Genomic DNA, 18,733 nt, shown 5'->3' with positions numbered 1-18,733 from the left:
CTCAATAGTTTCGACTCGAAACTCCGTTTGACCCGGGAATCCGCCTCGACGTCCATCGTGGTCGTCTTCGCCCCCACGCGGGAAAGTTATCCACAGCCTCACTCCGCCCCGATTAGGGCCCGCCCGCCGACGGATAATCGATCCATGAACGATTCCGGGGCTGCTTCCAGTGTGGGCCGATTCCTCACCCTGGCCGACACCGCGGAGATCCTCTCGTTGACGGTGGCCGAGGTGCTGGAGCTGGTGCGCAGCGGTGAGCTGCCGGCCATCCGGCTCGGCACCCAGAGCACCCCGGCGGGCGGCGCAGGCACGATCGGGGCCGGCAGCGCGGGCGTGTGGCGGGTCGAACGGGTCGTGCTCGAGTCTTTCATCGAGGCCAAGTACGAAGAGGCCCGGCGCATGTCGCTGTGGCAGCAGTCCGACTTCGGGAACATCCCCGAGCTTTCCGGCGGCACGATCATCCGTCCCGACGACTGACCCGGCTAGATTGATGAATCCTCGTCGTGTGGTTGTGCCGCTCCCGGAGGGTCAGGGCTGACCGCACGGGGGGGGGGGGCACGCTGTCCATCACGGCGGACCGCTGTCCCCGGCGTTGAACCAATTCGACGGAGATTCAAACAACCGTTGTCAAGCCCAAACGGGCTGTTCAGACTCAAATCTCCGTCGAATTCGTTCGGACGAGTCGCTGCGGGCTGTGAACGCGAAAGACACGGCGGCTCAGCGCGGACGGTTGGCGCGGACGGTTGGCGCAGAGCGTTGGGGCAGAGGATTAGGCCAGAGGGTTAGGCCAGAGGGTTAGGGCAGCCGTACGAGCTGGATCTCGCCCACCGGCACGATGCGGTACTGGTGCACCTCCGCTTCGCGGCGCAGGGTACCCGGCGCGTGCAGGGCCAGGTCGATGTGGTCCCGGCCCACCCGGTCGATGGTGCCGGGGAGCACACCGGCACGGGTGTGCACCTCCACGTTGGAGCGCCGTCGGCAGAGGTCTCGCAACACGAACGCCAGGCCGATGCGGTCCACGACCCGGGCTGCGGATTCGGGCTCGGTGCCGAGCGATCCGGGGATCTCCCCCCGGCGCAGGACGACCCCGGCCACGGCGGCCAGCGGGAGCACGCACTGGGAACCGGCGGAGACGGAGTCCAGCAGGTCACCCGCCAGCCAGTCCCGCCCGAATGTGGTCGGCCGAACGGCGATCGTCTCCCCCGTCGCGAGCACGATCCGCAGCACGCCCGCACCGGGGACCGACCCGGTCCAGGGCTCTGATCCTTTCCGGGGATCTGCGGCCACTTCGGGAGTGCGCGCGAGGCTGGTCAATCGGTTACGCAGAGACAGCCGACCCAGCCGCAACCGTTCTTCTTCGGCGCGCAGGTCGATCTCCTCGGCGTGCAACTCGTGTTCGAGCTGCCCCTCGAGGTCGTCGAAAAGGTTGTCCCAGCGCACAGTCCCGAAGTTAGCCCGCACGACCAACATCCTGCCCGGGTTATCCACAGGTCTTAAAAGCACTCGACACCACCGTCCCCGGCTGATTGAGTGTCGAGCACGGCCCGCACCCCCCGCGTGGGGGTGTCTGACCCCCGCCAACACCTGCTCCACCGAATGTCTGCTCCATCGCACGCCGGATCCACCCGAACCCCTTGAACCACCCGATTGCCACGGCAGGTGTGCCGCCGGCAGCGGACTCACGCACCTCGGAGGAGTCATGAGCGATCCAGCCAACACCCCGGCACGCCAACCCCGGTCAAGGGACAACAAGTTCGTCCAGGACGACTTCTTCGGCCACCAACCGAGCAGCAGGGACCAGCTGCCAGACCCGGAGCCACTGCTGATCAACCTCACCCGCTGCGTGATCGAGGTGCTTGCCGGCGCCCGAGAGCTCGACCAGCTCGCCCGGTGGGTCAGCGACGACGTTTACCGGCACCTGCTGAAACGGGTGGTGCTCTCGGCACGGGCGCGCGCCGTCAAGGGGCAGAGGGCCCAGCGGCCCGCGTTCACGATCGGGCGGGTCACGATTTCCGAGCCGCGAGACGGCGTGATCGAGGCCGTCGTGATGGTGCACAGTAAGGTTCGCGTTCGCGCCGTGGCCCTGCGCCTGGAAGGAATGGACCAACGCTGGCGGGCCAGCGCCATCAACGTGTTGTGACAGCCGGCTCCGCGGGAGAAATGAGCCCTCGCCCCGGGGGCGCGCTCCGAGGGGATTGTTCCCACTGCCGAGGTAGGCGCGCAGTGAACCGCGACGCGACTCGAACGTGTGTGACCGCTGCGGATCAGCGCGGGACCAGCGCGGAGGTCCGGCCCGGCGGGTCGATTCTCCCATGCTGGCCACAAGACCCGCCGGATGCGCGGCAGCGCTCGAGCGGTTCGGATCCCCGTCGAACTCCGCCGCGCAGCCCGAACGAATTCGACGGAGATTTCGCCGGAATCGACCCTAAAAACTCCGAAAAAGCAGTTTCATCCGAGAATCTCCGTCGAATTCGCTTGCCGGACGCGGAGCCCCGCCGTGATGAACGGCGTCCACGCGGTGCGGGCGGCTCTGGTCTCCGGGAGCGCCTCCACCGTTCGATGAAGGCGCACGGACCTGACCGGGCTACTTCTTGCCCTGAGCGCGCCGTTCGGAGCGATTGACCGGAGCGGGCTTCGAGTCGTCGCCGCGCTGGCCGAACGCACCGCGCTGGGGCGGTCCGGCCACCACGTCCGTCTCCGCCTCATCGGCGGGAGCCGCGGCGCTCACCCGGCGGGCACGGTCGGTAGCGGCCTGCTGGATCTGTCCGCGCTGGTTGCGTACCTCGACTCCGCCCGAATCGCTCGGGGCGGTGTAGCTGAGCTTCTCACCCGCGGCCGCGGCCGCGGCGAGCCCCTTGGCGGCGACGATGGGACCGGCGACGGCGCCGGGGGCCTGGCTGACCTCGACCTCGAGGTTGAACAGGAAACCGACGGTCTCCTCGCGGATCTGGCCCATCATCTGCTGGAACATGACGAAGCCCTCGCGCTGGTACTCCACCAGGGGGTCGCGCTGGGCCATGGCGCGCAGGCCGATGCCGTCCTTCAGATAGTCCATCTCGTAAAGGTGCTCGCGCCAGCGGCGGTCGATGACCGACAAGACGACGCGGCGCTCGAGTTCACGCATCGCCGGTGAACCCAGCGACTCTTCTCGGTGCAGGTAAGCGACCTTGGCATCCGAGAGAATCTCACGGCGCATGAAGTCGCGGTTGATCTTGCCGCGGTTGCCGGCCTCGGCGACGACCTCGTCAATGGTCAGTCCCACCGGGTACAGCGTCTTGAGCTCGGTCCACAGGGCATCGAAGTCCCAGTCGTCGCCGTTGCCTTCGCCTGTGTGCACCTCGAGGACCTCGTCGACGACGTCTTCCAGGAAGCGCTGCGTGCGCTCGTGGAGGTCGTCGCCCTCCAGGATGTGCCGGCGGTCGCCGTAGATCGCCTCGCGCTGACGGTTCAGAACGTCGTCATACTTGAGCACGTTCTTGCGGATCTCGGCGTTGCGGCCCTCGACCTGCGCCTGCGCGCTACGGATGGCTCGGCTGACGACCTTGGATTCGATCGCCATGTCGTCGGGAATCCCCTGGCGGCCCATCAGGCTCTCGGCGGCGCCGGCGTTGAAGAGGCGCATCAGGTCGTCGGTCAGCGACAGGTAGAAGCGGCTCTCGCCCGGGTCACCCTGGCGTCCGCTGCGACCGCGCAGCTGGTTGTCGATGCGGCGCGACTCGTGCCGTTCGGTGCCGAGCACATAGAGGCCGCCGGCGTCGACGACCTTCGCGGCCTCCACGGCGACCTCGGCCTTGACGGCGTCGAACACGTCGTCCCAGGCGGTCTCGTAGTCCTCGGGGGTTTCGACCGGGCTCAGGCCTTTCGCGTTCATCTGGGCGACGGCGAGGAACTCGGCGTTGCCGCCGAGCATGACGTCTGTGCCTCGACCGGCCATGTTGGTGGCGACGGTCACCGAGCCCAGGCGTCCGGCCTGCGCGACGATCGCGGCCTCCCGGGCGTGGTTCTTGGCGTTGAGCACCTCGTGCCGCACGCCCTTCTTGGCGAGCAGGCGCGACAGGTATTCGCTCTTCTCGACGCTCGTCGTGCCGACCAGGACCGGCTGCCCCTTTTCGTGCCGGGCGACGATATCCTCGACGACCTGGCCGAACTTTGCCTCTTCGTTCTTGTAGATCAGGTCGGACTGGTCGATGCGCTTCATCGGCTTGTTCGTGGGGATGGACACCACGCCGAGCTTGTACGTGCTCATGAACTCGGCCGCCTCGGTCTCCGCGGTACCGGTCATGCCGGACAGCTTCGAGTAGAGCCGGAAGTAGTTCTGCAGGGTGACCGTCGCCAGGGTCTGGTTCTCCGCCTTGACCGCGACGCCCTCCTTGGCCTCGATCGCCTGGTGGATACCCTCGTTGTAGCGACGGCCCATCAGGATGCGCCCGGTGTGCTCATCGACGATCAGCACCTCGCCGTTCATCACGACGTAGTCCTTGTCTTTCTTGAACAGAGCGTTGGCCTTGATCGCATTGTTCAGGAAGGAGATCAGCGGGGTGTTCGCGGACTCGTAGAGGTTGTCGATGCCGAGGTAGTCCTCGACCTTTTCGATGCCGGGTTCCAGCACGCCCACGGTGCGCTTCTTCTCGTCGACCTCGAAGTCGACGTCGGGGATGAGCTTGGTCGACAGGCTCGCGAACTCGGTGAACCAGCGGTTGGCCTCGCCGGAGGCAGGACCGGAGATGATCAGGGGCGTGCGCGCCTCGTCGATCAGGATCGAGTCGACCTCATCGACGATGGCGAAGTAGTGCCCGCGCTGCACCATGTCGGAGGACTGCCAGGCCATGTTGTCGCGCAGGTAGTCGAACCCGAACTCGTTGTTTGTGCCGTAGGTGATGTCGGCCAGGTACTGCTCGTGGCGCTGAGCCGGCGTCTGGCCGGACAGGATGCAGCCGGTGGTCATGCCGAGGGCACGGAACACGCGACCCATCAGCTCGCTCTGGTAGCTGGCGAGGTAGTCGTTGACCGTGATGATGTGCACGCCGCGGCTGGTGATGGCGTTCAGGTAGGCCGCCGTCGTGGCCACGAGGGTCTTGCCCTCACCGGTCTTCATTTCGGAGATGTTGCCGAGGTGCAGGGCCGCCCCGCCCATCAACTGCACATCAAAGTGGCGCAGTCCCAGGGTGCGGGTCGAGGCTTCACGCACGGCGGCGAACGCCTCGGGCAGTAAGTCGTCCAGCGACTCACCGCCCGAATAGCGCTCACGCAGCACCACGGTCTCGTTCTTCAACTCCTCATCGGTGAGGTGGCTGAAGTCATCTTCCAGCGCGTTGGTGGCCTTCGCATACTGCTCGAGACGGCGCAGCAGACGCCCTTCACCGACACGAAGTACTTTTTCCAGAATTGAGGCCACGAATGCACTCCACTAGTCGTCACGGCGTGTGCACACGCCTGTCGTCGTTGCCGCACGCTCATAGCGTCCGGCATGCGGCAACTATAACAAGGCTAGATGGTCAGTTGCTGCGCTCCCGGGAGGGCGGCACGACCTCCCCGGCCTCATCGGCGTTCTCGTCCAGCTCGATCACGCCGTAGTCCCAGCCCTTGCGACGGTAGACGACGCTCGGACGCTTGGTTACGGCATCCTGGAACAGGTAGAAGTCGTGGCCGACGAGTTCCATGAAGTAGAGGGCGTCGTCGACGGTCATCGGTGCGGCCGCGAAAACCTTGCGGCGGATGACGACGGGGTTGTAGACGTCGTCCGGTTCTTCGGTTGCCGGCGTCTCCGCGTTCACGACGGGGATTGCTCCGGTGCGCACCCGCTCGAGCACCTCGGCGTCGGCCGGTTTGATGTCGACCACGCTGAAATCGACGGATGCCGCGTCGTGCAACGAGATGGGACGGTGGGCCCCGCCGCGGTGCAGCTTCTGGCGGTCCTTGGCGCGGCGCACCCGTTCGAGCAACCGCCCCAGGGCGACGTCGAACGCCGCGTACTTGTCGGAGCCGTCGGCTTCGGCTCGCACGATCGGCCCCTTGCCGATCAGGGTCAGTTCGACCCGGTCGTTGCCCGTGGCACCGTTCTTCTCCCGGTGGCGACTCAGCTTGATCTCGAGAGCCAGCGCCTTCTCGGCAAGACCGGCGACCTTCTCGGCCTTCTCGGTGGCATACTCGCGGAAACGATCAGTGATCCCTAGGTTTCGTCCAACGATGTTAATTTCCATGACGACCTCCAGATCTGGCGAACCGCCCGTATCCGGGCGATTATTACGCGCCTTCACGACTTACCGTAGCCGTGCGCGCCGGATAAGTCACAGCCTTTTGTCAATCTGTTTTCGCTGAACTTTCGGCAACGGGGAAACGACGCCGTGTTTCCGCCAGAGTGGCCACGCCGACGACCTCGCCGCCCGCAGCGAGCAGGGCACGTCGCACCTCGAGCACGGTTGCCCCAGTGGTCAGGATGTCGTCGACGACCAGGATACGGAGGCCGGACAGCGACCGGTTCGCGACCAGCGAACCCGTGCGATTCCGGCCTCGCTCTGCGCTGCCCAGTCCGACCTGGTCCTGCGTCTCGCCCACGGTTCGGAGCAACCGAGTCGGCCGGAGCCCCGAGTGACCGAGCAGCAGCTCCACCGGGTGATAGCCACGGATGCGCCACGCCTGCTGTGACGAGGGGACGGTCACGAGGTGCACCCCGGCACCCTCCGGTATGGGGGCCAGCGCCGCAGCCACGGCGGCCCGGAGCGGACCGGCCAGCGCGCCGGCGGCATCCGTTCGGCCACCGTCCTTGAACGCTCCCAGGACCCGCCTGGCCACGCCGGAGTAGTCCAAAGCGGACCACACCAGGACACCCGATCGTTCGGAGCTGTGCGCCCGCGGTGCCAGGGCTGCCCGGCAGACCCCGCACAGGGCCCGGTCGGGCATGCCGCAGCCGCTGCACTCGGTGGGCATCAGAACTGCCCACGCGTCGAGGGCAGCCCGGGAGAGGCCGGCTGGAGGGCGCATCCCGCCATCGTGGGTCCAGGCCCGGCCGGCCCGGGCGCGGGGCTCGAACCGGTGCAGAACCGGCTTCCGCACGATCGGTGGAGGGGCTACCCGCCGATGCCCTGCTGGGTGGCCAGGAGGGTGACACCGCCGAGTCGTTCCTGCCAGCCGGCACCGCGCTGCACCAGGAGACCGCCCGTGGACGAGAGCGCACGCAGGTCGCGCAGGTTGTTGCTGCCGACCATGGTGACGCTGTCCGGCGCGGACTCGAGGCGCGTGGTGAGTCCACCCAGCTGCAAGGCCACGATCCGTCCCTCACCGCTGGGCAGGCGGGTCAGGCAGGCCACGGTGAGTTCGTCGATCCAGGCCGCGTCCACGGCCGTGCCTCCCGGCGCGGCCAGAAGCACCGCGTCGCCCAGAGAGACCGGGGTGCTCTTGTCCCGGGTGATGGCGCTGACGACGAATCGGCTGTCCTTGCCCGACTGGAGCAGGGCGATCAGCCGAGTGCCGTCCCGCGACACGCGCAACGACTGGATCGCCGAGGCTTCCGGCCACGGTGTAGGGACGGCGGTCGCTTCGCCGTTCGGGCCGTACACGAACAGTTCACCGGGGCGGGCGGCGGGCACCGACCAGACGAAGCCGTAATTGTCGATGGCAGGCGCGATCAGCGCCTGGCGGGGATCGAGCTGCACCGGGTCGTCACCGACCCTGACGCCGTACACTCCCGTTCCCGTCAGCACGGCGGCCGCGGTCTGACCGGGCGAGAGGGTGACGGAGGTCGGGTCCAGGGCGACGATCGAGCCGGACAATCCGGCGATCGGGCTGATCGAGGAACCGCTTGCCGCCAGGAATCCGAATTCGCCCTCGCGCAGGATCAGCGCCCGGGCGTCGACGCGGGAATTCACGGTCGGGGCGTTCGCACTCAACTCGGCGATGTCCTGCAGGTTGCGGTTGACGGTGATGGTGGCGGACAGCCCGGGCGGGAGGCTGTTGGACAGTTGGGCCTTCATTCGCTGCAGGGTGACCCGGTCGGCGTTCAGCGCTTCGCTGTTGAGGTCGACCTTGGCGTCCCTGGCGATGACCTGCACGGCATCGGCGGTGAGCTTGGTGCCGTCGGGGAACGCCGTCACGACGGCTCCGGTGAACCAGGGGCTCGGGCCGTCGAGCAGTCCGTTGACGATCTTCGTCAGAGTGGCCCCACTGCGCGGATACCAGCGCAGATCGGGCACCAGGTAGCTAAAGCCCGGGTCGAAGAAGTAGAGCGCCTGGGCGGTGAAGACATCTTGAAAGATGTTCCGATCGACGACCGTGCCGTTCGGGGCCGCGCCGATGCGCCACTGGCCGCCGACCTGCACGAACTGGTAGCGCAATGCCACCGCGGTGGGCGACTCAACCTCGCGGTACTCGCCGCGCTCATCCACCTCGGCGACCGGATTCACCGAGAACTGCATCTGACCTTCGCCGACGGAGACGATGCTGCGCCCGGTGGCGTCGTCGATGGTCACCCCGGAGTCGGGCTCCCAGGAGCTGCTGTAGTTCGGAGCCAGGAACTCCCGCGCTATCGCGTAGTCGTTGTCGGGGCTCGTCGCCGCGTCGATGAAGCCGCGCAGGATCGCCTCGGGGGTGGCGTCCTTCTGCGGTCGCGAGGGCAGGAACACGGGTGCCGGGGTGGCGCCGGGCTGCACGGTCTGCCCCGCGCGCACGCCTCCGTCGCGCGGGATTCCCGCGCATCCGGTCAGGGCCACCGCGAGCGCGACCAGGCCAGCGAACATCCGGGTTCGACTACGCATAGTGCCCTCCCTTTTCTCCGGCGGCCGTGCCGCCGCCCGCATCGGCCGGGGGCAGCGGGCTCGGCGAGCTCGACAGCGTTCCGTTCGCGCTGCGCGGCAGGGTCAGCCGGAAGCACGACCCCTCCCCCGGGTGCGACCAGACCTGCAGCCAGCCGCCGTGCACGACGGCGTCTTCGAGGGAGATCGACAGGCCGAGGCCGGTGCCGCCGATGGTGCGCTTGCGCGACGGGTCGGCCCGCCAGAACCGGTCGAAAACGTGGGCCATCTCGGCCTGGCTCATACCCATGCCGTAGTCGCGCACCGACAGGGCCACCGCGCTCTCGTTGCTGTCGACGGACACGATGATCGGCTTGCCCTCTCCGTGCTCGATGGCGTTGCCGATCAGGTTGTGCATGATGCGGCGGATGCGGCGGGGGTCGACGTCCGCGTCGAGGTGCCCGCCCGGTGCCACCAGGGTCAGCACCGTGCCCTTGGAGTCGCCGAGCGAGCGCAGCCCTTCGATGGCGTCCTCGGCCAGGTGCACCAGGTTCGTGGGCTCAGTCTCCAGCTGCACCGACCCGGCGTCGTATTTGCTGATCTCGAGCAGGTCGCTCAGCAGCAGCTCGAAGCGCTCGACCTGCGTGTGCAGGAGCTCGGCTGTGCGTTCGACCGCCGGCGGGAACGTGGCACGGTGGTCATAGAGAACGTCGCCGGCCAGCCGGATCGTCGTCAGCGGGGTGCGCAGCTCGTGCGAGACGTCCGACACGAAGCGCTGCTGCACCTCGGACAGGTCGGCGAGTTCCTTGATCTGGCTCTGCAGGCTGTCCGCCATGCCGTTGAAGGAACGGGCCAGCGTCGCGATGACGTCTTCACCTTTTTCCGGGATGCGCACGCCGAGGTCACCGGAGGCCAGCCGCGCGCTGGTGGCCGCGGCCACGCGGATCGGGGTGACCACGAAGCGCACTACGATCCAGGTCACCCCGCCGATCAGCAGGATCAGCACCAGGCCGGCGATGCCGAGGGTTCGCTGCACGAAAGCCAGGGTTGCCTCGGCGTCGGCCAGGCTATACCCGATGTACAGCTCGTACCGGCCGGCGACCGGCACGGTGAGCTGGGAACCGACGACGATGCCGGGAACCTGCGCTCCGTCATCCGTCGCAAGCGTCACCGACTGCCAAAACTGCTCCCCGGCTTTCTCCTGCACCTGGAGGCGGAGAGCGGGCGTGATCACGCCGGTCGAAACACCGAATGACGAGGAGTCCTGCGGCGCCACGGTGGAGGCGTCCTGCCCGGGAGACCGGAAGATGGCAATCATCTGGGACGAGGATGCCGCGGTAATCAGGGTGCGGGCGGAGCCCACCAGGGTCTGCACCTCCACCCGGTCCGCGGCGTCGGAGGCGTCGAAGATGCCCTGGGCGGCGGTCGTGGCCCGGTTCGAGTCGACGAGCACCTGGTTCAGTCTTGATTGAAACAGGTCGTTGCCCACACTCGCGGAGATGTAGACCCCGACCACCATGATGGCCATCCCGGACAGCGCCACCGTGATGGTCACCGTGCGGAACTGCAGCGAAGAACGCCACAGTCCGCCGATCCTGGCCGGCCAGTCCCGCCAGTCCCGCCAGTCCCGCCAAACGCTGCGGTCGTACCCGGTGCCACCGAACACGAGGAACCTAGCCGGCCGCGCCGGCCCGATAGCCGACCCCGCGCACCGTCATGACGATGCGAGGGTTGTCCGGGTCGTCTTCGACCTTGGCGCGCAAACGCTGCACGTGCACGTTGACGAGGCGGGTATCCGCCTTGTAATGGTAGCCCCAGACCTGCTCCAGGAGCATTTCCCGGGTAAAGACCTGCTGGGGCTTGGACGCAAGTGCCAGCAGCAGGTCGAATTCGAGCGGGGTGAGGTTGATCTGCCGCGAACCGCGCCGCACCTCGTGCCCGGCGGCATCGACGACCAGATCCCCGATCTGCAGGTTGGCGGGGGTCTCCGAAGAAATCGGGCGCAGGCGCGTGCGGATCCGGGCGACCAGTTCCTTCGGGTTGAACGGCTTGACCATGTAATCGTCAGCGCCGGACTCGAGGCCCTTCACGACATCCGTCGTGTCGGTTCGCGCGGTCAGCATGATGATGGGCGTGCCGGATTCGGCGCGGATCAGGCTGCAGACCTCGATGCCGTCGAGGCCGGGCAGCATCAGGTCCAGCAGGACCAGATCGGGCTTGACGGCGCGAAAGACCTCCAGGGCCAGGGAGCCGTCGGCGCAGAAAACCGGCTCGAAGCCCTCGGCGTGCAGCACTATGCCGATCATCTCAGCCAGCGCGGTGTCGTCGTCTATGACAAGAATGCGTGCGTTCATCAAACCGTTTTCCACTCAGTCACCCAAAATACCCCGGTGAGTCATGCAATCACTGGCTCAAGAGTAGTCGACGGCGCCGCAGGAAAGCTCAACGCGCTCATTCCACACCGAGGTATGCCAGCATAGGTTTCGTGACCGACCCGCAGAACTGGCACTCCCCGACCGATGACGGGCGCAGCATCCCGGTCGGCGACGAGCAAAAACCGCCCCTCGCGCCCGCCGGTTTTGTGCCCCCGGCAAAACCGACCGGTGCTCCCGGCGCGAATACGCCGCCGGTCTGGGGTCCCCCACCGACCTGGACGCCCCCACCCAGACCGGGACTGATCCCTCTGCGCCCGCTGGGTTTCGGAACCCTGCTGTGGGCGCCGTTCCAGGTTCTGCGCCGCAACCCGAAGGCGACCTTCGGCAGCGCGCTGCTCGTTCAGGCGGGCGTCGCCCTGATCGCCGTCGTCATCATGGGTCTGGTCTCCTACTTCGCGCTCGCACGGGTGGAGAACTCTCCACTGGAGGACCGCGACGCGCTCGAGGCCGGCGCGACCCTCAGCATTGTGCTCTCGGCCATCGTGCCGCTGGCTCTGGCGGTGGTCGCATCCGCTCTGTTGCAGGGCGTCATAGTGATCGAGGTGGCCCGGGCCACGCTCGGAGAGAAGCTGCGGCTGGGCGCCCTGTGGCGTGCCGTGCTGCCGCGCCTCTGGCCGCTGGTGCTCTGGACCCTGATGCTGAGTTCGGCCCTGATCGCGGCCATCGCCCTCCTGGCCGGACTGGTGGTGTTCTTCGTCTCCCTCGGCGGAGCGGGCGTGGGTCTGGCGGTGGTCACCGGCATCCTCGGTACGGTCGCCCTTCTCGCGCTCGGCATCTGGCTGTTCACGAAGACCTCGCTCGTGCCGAGCGTGATCGTGTTAGAACGGCTCGGCATCCGGGCGGCGGTGGGGCGGTCCTGGTCGCTGACCCGCGGCTACTTCTGGCGCACGTTCGGCGTGCAGTTCTTGGTCGCGACGGTCGTGAACGTCGTCTCCCAGATTGTGACGACGCCGCTGTCGCTCCTGTTCGGTGCCGCCATCTCCGTGGTCGACCCGAACGCCGCCTTCGATGCGTACCTCCCGTCAGTGATCCTGTACGTTCTGACCATCCTCATCGGCCTCGTGCTCGGCGCCGTAGCAGCCGTGGTGCAGTCGGCCGCGACCGCCCTGATCTACATCGATCTGCGGATGCGCAAGGAAGGCCTCGACCTCGAGCTGGCCCGATTCGTCGAATCGGCCGTCGGCGTCGGTGTAGACCCCTACCGGTCGAAGCCGGCACACGCCTCGGAGGCTGCCTGGGCATGATCGCAGGGTCGCACATCCACACGGTGATCCGGGCGGCGATACCGGTCGATCCCGGCGCGCCCGAAGCGCGGAAGTGGCTGCGGGAAGAGCTGGCCAAGGCTCCGTACGAGGCCGCCAAGCCCACCTGGTTCGATCGGTTGTCGACATCGATTCTGGACTGGTTAGCCTCCCTCACCGCGCCGTCGGCCGACGGTTTCGCCGCCTGGGTGCCCCTGCTCCTGACCGTGGCCGTGGTGGTCCTGGTCGTCGCCGCCCTCCTCATTTTCGGCCTGCCCCGGCTCAACCGGCGCAGCCGGCTCGCGTCCGACCTCTTCGGCGTCGACGACCGTCGCGGCGCCGCCGACCTGCGTCGTGCCGCGCTGGCCGCCGCCTCCCACCGGGACTGGAACCTGGCGAGTGCCGAGATGTTCCGGGCGCTGGCGCGCGGACTGTCCGAGCGCACCATCCTGATCGTGACGCCGGGCACCACCGCGCACTCCTTCGCGGTGCGGGCCGCCGAGGCCTTCCCCGGCGAACGGGTGCGACTGAGCGAGGCGGCCGAGCTCTTCGACGGGGTGCGCTACCTGGGGGTCGACGGCACCGAGCAGCGCTTCCTGGCCCTGGCGGCGCTCGAGAGCGTCTTGCGGGCCGCCCGGCCGCCGCACCTCGAGGATCCAGCCCCGACGAAGCAGCCATGAGTCTTCTCACACAAACGGCCTCACAGCCGGCCGAAAACGCCGTCTCCTCCACACCGACCCTGCGCGAAGCCGGACGCCGGGCGCGGTACTGGCTGCTCGCCGGCGTCGGCGCACTGATCGTCGCCGTCGTCAGCACCGTCCTCGCTGCGGGCGGCGGCGTGGGCGGTAAGCCCCTCGAGGCCGACAGCGCGGCCCCAGCCGGCGCGCGGGCGCTCGTCGAGGTACTCCGCCGACAGGGTGTCAACGTCACCGCCGCCGACACCCTCGCGGAGGCGCGGAGCCTAGCCGGCGCCGCCGCCGACCCCACCGTGTTCTTCTTCGACGAGAGCGGCTACCTCACCGACGACCAGCTGAGCGCGATGTCCGCCCTGGCCCCGCGCACGGTGGTGGCCTCCCCCGATTTCCTGGCGCTGCAGACGCTGACCCCCTCGGTGGGCTTCGGCGGCGTGTCCCAGACCACGGTGTCCCGTGCCGCCTGCACGGTCGCGGCCGCGGTCAAGGCCGACAATCTCTCCCCCGGCGGCTCCACACTCACGATCCCGGCCGACGCCGCCGAGCTGAGCGGATGCTTCACCTCGGGAGAGAACGCCTTCGCCCTGGTCGAACAGACCACCGCCGACCGGACCCTCACCCTGCTCGCCGACGGCACCCTGTTCAGCAACGAGAAGATCGGCCAGGCCGGCAATGCCGCTCTCGCACTCAACCTGCTGGGCGCGGGCGACGACCTCGTCTGGTACCTGCCGACGATCGCCGATGTGCCGGAAACCGGGACGCCGTCGCTCGGCGAACTGACGCCCGGTTGGGTCACCCCGACCCTGATCCTGCTGGTGCTGGTCACCGTGGCCGCGGCCGTCTGGCGTGGGCGGCGCTTCGGGCCTCTCGTCGCCGAGAACCTGCCGGTCACCGTGCGGGCCAGCGAGACGATGGAAGGCCGGGCCCGGCTCTACGCGCGCAGCAACGCCCGCCTGCGCGCCCTCGACGCGCTGCGGGTCGGCGCCGTGCAGCGCCTTGCCGGCCAGGTCGGGTTGTCCCGGCTGGCGAGCCTCGACGATGTGATCGCCATGGTGGCCACCGTGGTCGACCGGCCGCCGGCCGACGTTCGGACCGTGCTGGTGGACGCCGTCCCGGCATCCGACTCCGATCTCGTCGCCCTCTCCGACCGCATCCAGGAAATTGAGCGGGCCACGGCCCGCGCGACCACGCCCCTGCCACCCGGAAGAATGGACTCATGAGCACTCATACCCCTGTCGATACCCTGCGAGGCTCCCTCGCCCAGGTCCGCACCGAGGTCGGCAAGGCCGTCGTCGGACAGGACGGCGCGGTAACCGGGCTGATCATCGCGCTGCTCGCCCGCGGCCATGTGCTGCTCGAGGGTGTGCCGGGCGTCGCCAAGACCCTCCTGGTGCGGTCCCTGAGCCACTCGCTCAGCCTGGAGACGAAACGGGTGCAGTTCACGCCGGACCTGATGCCGGGCGACGTGACCGGCTCACTCGTCTATGACGCCCGGGTGGGCGACTTCGAGTTCCGCAAGGGCCCCGTCTTCACCAACATCCTGCTGGCCGACGAGATCAACCGCACCCCGCCGAAGACCCAGTCGGCCCTCCTTGAGGCGATGGAGGAACGCCAGGTCAGCGTCGACGGGCGCTCCCTCCCCCTGCCGGACCCGTTCATCGTCGCGGCGACCATGAACCCGATCGAATATGAGGGCACCTACACGCTGCCCGAGGCCCAGCTCGACCGGTTCCTGCTCAAGCTCGTGCTCGACGTGCCGGAGCGCGACGCGGAATTCGAGGTGCTACGGCGCCACGCCGAGGGCTTCAACCCCCGCGATCTGGCCGGTGCAGGCGTCACCGCGGTTCTCGGCGCGGAGGAGCTGAAGACGGCCCAGGCCGCCGTGGCATCCGTGGGCGCCAGTCCGGACGTTCTCGCCTACATCGTCGACCTGGCCCGCGCAACGAGAAGCAGCCCGTCGGTCAAGCTCGGCGTCAGCCCGCGCGGCACGACCGCGCTCCTCGCCGCGGCCAAGGCGTGGGCCTGGCTGAGCGGCTATGACTCGATCACCCCCGACCATGTGCAGGCGATGGTGCTGCCGGTCTGGCGGCACCGCGTGCAGCTGCGGCCGGAGGCGGAACTCGAGGGCGTGTCCGTGGACGCGATCCTGCGTGCCGTGCTCGCCCAGGTGCAGGTGCCGATCTAAGTGACGCTTACCGGTCGGTTCGTTGCCCTCCTCGCGCTCGGCGTCGTGCCGATCGTGCTACTCGGGAGTACCCCGGGGATGGCGACGGCCGTGCTGGGACTATGGGTGCTCGCCCTGGTGGGTCTCGGCATCCTGGACCTGGCCCGGGCCGGATCGCCGCGGAAGATCGTGCTCTCCCGCACCCTGCCCTCCCGGGTGCGCCTGGGCGAAAGCGTGACGAGCGACCTGTACCTGACCAACACCGGGGGCCGGCGACTGACCATGGTGGTGCGGGATGCCTGGCAGCCGTCGGCCGGGACGGGCAACAACCGCACACCGCTGGTGCTGCCTCCTGGCGAACGACGGCTGGTGTCGCTGCGACTGACGCCCACCCGGCGCGGCGAACGCCGGGTGGACCAGGTCACGGTGCGCTCGTTCGGGCCGCTCGGGCTGTGGGCCCGTCAGGCCACCCTCCAGGCGCCGGGCCAGATTCGGGTGCTTCCGCCCTTCAACTCGCGCAAGCACCTGCCGTCGCGCATGACCCGGCTCAAGGAGCTCGACGGGCGCACCAGCCTGCTCGTGCGCGGCCAGGGCACCGAGTTCGACTCCATTCGCGAATACGTGCGCGGAGACGACGTACGCTCGATCGACTGGCGGGCCACGGCCCGGCACAACGACGTCATGGTGCGCACCTGGCGCCCCGAACGGAACCGCCGGGTGGTCATCCTGATCGACAGCGGCCGCACCTCGGCCGCGCGCATCGACGACGAGCCGCGCCTCGACACGGCTTTCGAGGCGTCGCTGCTGCTCGCCGCGCTGGCGGCCGGGGCCGGCGACCACGTGGACTTCATCGCCTACGACCGTCGGGTGCGCGGCCGCGTGCAGGGTGCGCAGGGAGCGGAGCTCCTTTCGCGCATGGTCGACACCATGGCCCTGATCGAACCGGAGCTGATCGAGACTGACTGGTCGGCCGTTCCCGGGGAGGTGCGCGCGGTGACGAGCCGCCGGGCCCTGGTCGTACTGATCACGTCGATCGACGCGGCCGGAGCCTCGAGCGCCCTGCTGTCGGTGCTCCCCCAGTTGACCCGCAGAAACACCGTGATCGTCGCATCCGTCACCGACCCAACCACCCTGGAGGCCACGCGCCCGCGCGGCGACCGGGAGGAGATCTACCGGGCGGCGGCCGCCGAACGGGCACTGCTCGACGTGGCCCGGGTCTCGGCCGCCATCCGACGCCAGGGCGCCGAGGTCGTCACCGGCTCCCCCGCCGACCTGCCACCCGCACTGGCCGACCGCTATATCGCGCTCAAGGCCGCCGGCCGGCTCTAGGCGCTAGGCCGCGTAGATCCGGGTGCTGCCGGCCTCGAATTCGGCCAGGTCGCCGGTCTCACCCGCCCGCACGGCACGCCGGCCGAGCACGAGCATGTAGGTGAGGAAGGCGAGCAGGGCGGCCGCGCCGATCCCGATCTTCACCGGCCACGGCCACGGGGCCGGGGTGACGAAACCCTCGATCACCCCGGAGACGAAGAGCACGAAGACCAGACCGATGGCCACCGTCGAGAGGGCGCGGGCATCCTCGGCCAAAGCCTGCGCGCGAGTGCGAGCCCCGGGGGCGATCCAAGCCCAGAAGATGCGCAGTCCACCTGCCGCGGCCACGAAAATAGCGGTCAGTTCGAGCATGCCGTGCGGTGCAATGTACAGGAAGAACACGTCGCCCTTGCCGTAGGCGAACATGACCGCGGCCGTGATGCCGACGTTCTGCGCGTTCTGCAGCACGATGTAGGGCACGTAGACGCCGAGGATCCCGAAGGCGATGGCCTGCGCGGCGATCCACGCGTTGTTGGTCCAGACCAAGCCGGTGAAGGATGCCGCGGGATTCTCCGAATAGTAGTTGACGAAGTCCTCGTTGACGAGTTTCTGCAGCTCGGCGTCGGAGCCGACGGCGGCCAGGGCCTCAGGGTTGCCGGAGATCCAGAAACCGTAGAGGCCCGCGACCACAATCGTCACCACCCCCACGGCAAGGGTCAGCCACCGTAGGCGGTAGAGCGCGGCCGGCAATTGCAGCACGAAGAAGCTCGGGATCTGGGAAACAACGTTCGCGCTCGCCCCCGTGAACCGCAGCCTTGCCCGGGACAGCGCCACCGAGAGCCGGTCACCCTCCAGCGTCGAACCGGCGGTCGATTTGATCGCCGACAGCTGGGTCGCGCCGGACTGGTACCGCTCGATCAGCTCGTCTGCCTGCGCGCCGGACAGCCGCCGCTGCGAACCGAGCTCAGCCAGGCGGTCCCACTCGGCGCGGTGCGCCGCTGAATATGCGTCAAGGTCCATCTGCTCTAATAGTAGACATGGAGCAGCCCGGCAAGGTGGCCGATCACGGCCAGTATTCGTGGACCGAGCAGGAATTGGTCACCGGCGAGGCCGTTGCCCTCGATGTAAGGGCGGCCAGCATCATCCTGCGCGCCGCCGGAACGATCATCGATTATGTTGCCTACATCCTCCTCTTCCTGGGGGTGGCCTTTCTTGTGGCCGGTCTCACGGGCGTGGCAATCGACGACGCACTCGGACGGGCGCTCGGGATCGCAGGCCTGGTGGTCTGCCTGCTCATCGTGCCGATGGCCGTCGAAACGGCCAGCGGCGGACGGTCCCTGGGCAAGCTCGCCATCGGCGCCCGCATCGTTCGCGACGACGGCGGCGCGATCCAGCTGCGCCACGCGTTCATCCGCGCCCTGCTGGGCATCATCGAGATCTACCTGACGTTCGGCGGCATCGCCGCCACCACTGCGCTTCTGAACAGCAAGTCCAAACGCCTGGGCGACCTGCTGGCCGGCACGTACAGCCAGCACGAGCGGGTTCCCCGCCTCACTGATCGAACCGTCCCGCTGCCGCCCGTGCTCGAGGCTTGGGCCCAGACGGTCGACATTGTGCGGCTCCCCGATCGCCTGTCCCGCCGCATCGCGCAGTTTCTCCGCCAGGCCGACAAGCTGACTCCGGCGACGCGGCTGCGCCTCGCAGACAGCCTGGCCACCGAGGCCGTCCCGTTCGTGTCGCCGAAGCCGGAGGTCTCGGCGGAGGTCCCGGCGCAGGTCTCGGCGGAGGTCTTCCTGGCCGGGGTCGCCGCGGTGCGCCGAAGCCGAGAGTTCACGGCGCTGAAGCTCGAGCAGGAGCGTCTCGACCGTCTGCAGTCCATTCTGCATAGCCTCCCGCACGGTTTCCCCCAGCGGTAGGGCAACGGACCTCTCTCCGGCCGTTCCCGCGACGTATCCGACGAAGAATGTGGCGCTGCCGCCCGCGGGGCGGCTTGGCCGGACCCGTGTGTGTGTGTGTGGCTAACTCAGGACATTCGTCGCCCGCAGTAGACGGCCGCCGCGGATCAGTGCGGCATAGGTGCGGATGCCCGGCACGGCCCGGCTGGATCTCCTGAGTTGGCCACGACCGCTCCCAGAGGTGCCCCGCGCCGGGGGGGGGGGGGGGGGGG

Annotated in this window: 16 protein-coding genes; 8 read left to right on the top strand and 8 right to left on the bottom strand. The window is 68.5% G+C overall.

Going from position 1 to position 18,733, the window contains the following annotated elements; translation table 11 throughout:
• Positions 1–144: 144 nt before the first annotated feature.
• Entirely contained in the window at positions 145–477 is a 333-nt protein-coding gene (locus E3T40_RS12650; RefSeq protein WP_104194173.1) for a helix-turn-helix domain-containing protein, read from the top strand.
• Between the two features lie 318 nt (positions 478–795).
• On the opposite strand, the gene E3T40_RS12645 is transcribed toward E3T40_RS12650, so the two are convergent.
• Positions 796–1,461 (bottom strand): hypothetical protein, encoded by a 666-nt coding sequence (locus tag E3T40_RS12645; RefSeq protein WP_241981777.1) that lies wholly within the window; start codon positions 1,459–1,461, stop codon positions 796–798.
• Positions 1,462–1,699: 238 nt separating this feature from the next.
• On the opposite strand from E3T40_RS12645, the gene E3T40_RS12640 reads away from it, so the two are divergent.
• On the top strand, positions 1,700–2,140 hold the full coding sequence (locus E3T40_RS12640) for an Rv3235 family protein (protein WP_233193995.1): 441 nt from the start codon (positions 1,700–1,702) through the stop codon (positions 2,138–2,140).
• A 444-nt stretch (positions 2,141–2,584) separates the two neighbouring features.
• On the opposite strand, the gene secA is transcribed toward E3T40_RS12640, so the two are convergent.
• The 6 genes from secA to mtrA all read right to left on the bottom strand — a co-directional run bounded on the left by secA (position 2,585) and on the right by mtrA (position 11,080).
• Positions 2,585–5,395, bottom strand: coding sequence for a preprotein translocase subunit SecA (gene secA, locus E3T40_RS12635; RefSeq protein ID WP_104170231.1), 2,811 nt, complete (start codon positions 5,393–5,395; stop codon positions 2,585–2,587).
• 100 nt (positions 5,396–5,495) lie between these two features.
• The gene (gene hpf / locus E3T40_RS12630) at positions 5,496–6,200 is read right to left on the bottom strand and encodes a ribosome hibernation-promoting factor, HPF/YfiA family (RefSeq protein WP_104099847.1); all 705 of its coding nucleotides are present in this window, start codon (positions 6,198–6,200) and stop codon (positions 5,496–5,498) included.
• Positions 6,201–6,300: 100 nt separating this feature from the next.
• The gene (locus tag E3T40_RS12625; protein ID WP_233193996.1) at positions 6,301–7,053 is read right to left on the bottom strand and encodes a ComF family protein; all 753 of its coding nucleotides are present in this window, start codon (positions 7,051–7,053) and stop codon (positions 6,301–6,303) included.
• 14 nt (positions 7,054–7,067) lie between these two features.
• Complete coding sequence (locus E3T40_RS12620; RefSeq protein ID WP_166786633.1) at positions 7,068–8,750, bottom strand: LpqB family beta-propeller domain-containing protein; 1,683 nt, start codon at positions 8,748–8,750, stop codon at positions 7,068–7,070.
• Positions 8,743–10,392: an MtrAB system histidine kinase MtrB gene (gene mtrB / locus E3T40_RS12615; protein ID WP_134543915.1), complete on the bottom strand. Its 1,650-nt coding sequence runs from the start codon at positions 10,390–10,392 to the stop codon at positions 8,743–8,745. The genes E3T40_RS12620 and mtrB overlap by 8 nt, the downstream gene beginning before the upstream one ends.
• 7 nt (positions 10,393–10,399) lie before the next feature.
• On the bottom strand, positions 10,400–11,080 hold the full coding sequence (gene mtrA, locus E3T40_RS12610; RefSeq protein ID WP_104170234.1) for an MtrAB system response regulator MtrA: 681 nt from the start codon (positions 11,078–11,080) through the stop codon (positions 10,400–10,402).
• Positions 11,081–11,211: 131 nt separating this feature from the next.
• Between mtrA and E3T40_RS12605 the strand changes: the two genes are divergently transcribed.
• Genes E3T40_RS12605 through E3T40_RS12585 form a run of 5 tightly spaced genes read left to right on the top strand, consistent with a single transcriptional unit; the run spans position 11,212 to position 16,587 of the window.
• Positions 11,212–12,405: a hypothetical protein gene (locus tag E3T40_RS12605; RefSeq protein ID WP_104170235.1), complete on the top strand. Its 1,194-nt coding sequence runs from the start codon at positions 11,212–11,214 to the stop codon at positions 12,403–12,405.
• Complete coding sequence (locus tag E3T40_RS12600; RefSeq protein ID WP_104170236.1) at positions 12,402–13,082, top strand: DUF4129 domain-containing protein; 681 nt, start codon at positions 12,402–12,404, stop codon at positions 13,080–13,082. The genes E3T40_RS12605 and E3T40_RS12600 overlap by 4 nt, the downstream gene beginning before the upstream one ends.
• Positions 13,079–14,314, top strand: a complete 1,236-nt coding sequence (locus E3T40_RS12595; protein WP_134543912.1) for a DUF4350 domain-containing protein — start codon at positions 13,079–13,081, stop codon at positions 14,312–14,314. Before E3T40_RS12600 ends, E3T40_RS12595 begins: the two co-directional genes overlap by 4 nt.
• The gene (locus E3T40_RS12590; protein WP_104099840.1) at positions 14,311–15,279 is read left to right on the top strand and encodes a MoxR family ATPase; all 969 of its coding nucleotides are present in this window, start codon (positions 14,311–14,313) and stop codon (positions 15,277–15,279) included. The genes E3T40_RS12595 and E3T40_RS12590 overlap by 4 nt, the downstream gene beginning before the upstream one ends.
• Positions 15,280–16,587, top strand: coding sequence for a DUF58 domain-containing protein (locus E3T40_RS12585; RefSeq protein ID WP_134543909.1), 1,308 nt, complete (start codon positions 15,280–15,282; stop codon positions 16,585–16,587).
• A gap of 3 nt (positions 16,588–16,590) precedes the next feature.
• Here E3T40_RS12585 and E3T40_RS12580 read toward each other — a convergent pair whose 3' ends face one another.
• Positions 16,591–17,586: a stage II sporulation protein M gene (locus E3T40_RS12580; protein ID WP_134543906.1), complete on the bottom strand. Its 996-nt coding sequence runs from the start codon at positions 17,584–17,586 to the stop codon at positions 16,591–16,593.
• 17 nt (positions 17,587–17,603) lie between these two features.
• On the opposite strand from E3T40_RS12580, the gene E3T40_RS12575 reads away from it, so the two are divergent.
• Positions 17,604–18,482: an RDD family protein gene (locus tag E3T40_RS12575; RefSeq protein WP_134543903.1), complete on the top strand. Its 879-nt coding sequence runs from the start codon at positions 17,604–17,606 to the stop codon at positions 18,480–18,482.
• Positions 18,483–18,733 lie beyond the last annotated feature (251 nt).

The organism is Cryobacterium sp. TMT1-19 (assembly GCF_004403055.1).
Taxonomy (GTDB): Bacteria; Actinomycetota; Actinomycetes; order Actinomycetales; family Microbacteriaceae; genus Cryobacterium; species Cryobacterium sandaracinum.
Note: the sequence above shows the minus strand (reverse complement) of the source record. Positions and strands in the feature narration are given on the sequence as shown.

Bases quoted from the DNA above. Each gene is read 5' to 3' on its own strand.
- E3T40_RS12590 (WP_104099840.1), top strand. From the start codon at position 14,311: ATGAGCACTCATACCCCTGTCGATACCCTGCGAGGCTCCCTCGCCCAG.
- E3T40_RS12575 (WP_134543903.1), top strand. From the start codon at position 17,604: ATGGAGCAGCCCGGCAAGGTGGCCGATCACGGCCAGTATTCGTGGACC.
- E3T40_RS12595 (WP_134543912.1), top strand. From the start codon at position 13,079: ATGAGTCTTCTCACACAAACGGCCTCACAGCCGGCCGAAAACGCCGTC.
- E3T40_RS12580 (WP_134543906.1), bottom strand. From the start codon at position 17,586: ATGGACCTTGACGCATATTCAGCGGCGCACCGCGCCGAGTGGGACCGC.
- E3T40_RS12600 (WP_104170236.1), top strand. From the start codon at position 12,402: ATGATCGCAGGGTCGCACATCCACACGGTGATCCGGGCGGCGATACCG.
- E3T40_RS12620 (WP_166786633.1), bottom strand. From the start codon at position 8,750: ATGCGTAGTCGAACCCGGATGTTCGCTGGCCTGGTCGCGCTCGCGGTG.
- hpf (WP_104099847.1), bottom strand. From the start codon at position 6,200: ATGGAAATTAACATCGTTGGACGAAACCTAGGGATCACTGATCGTTTC.
- E3T40_RS12650 (WP_104194173.1), top strand. From the start codon at position 145: ATGAACGATTCCGGGGCTGCTTCCAGTGTGGGCCGATTCCTCACCCTG.
- mtrA (WP_104170234.1), bottom strand. From the start codon at position 11,080: ATGAACGCACGCATTCTTGTCATAGACGACGACACCGCGCTGGCTGAG.
- E3T40_RS12640 (WP_233193995.1), top strand. From the start codon at position 1,700: ATGAGCGATCCAGCCAACACCCCGGCACGCCAACCCCGGTCAAGGGAC.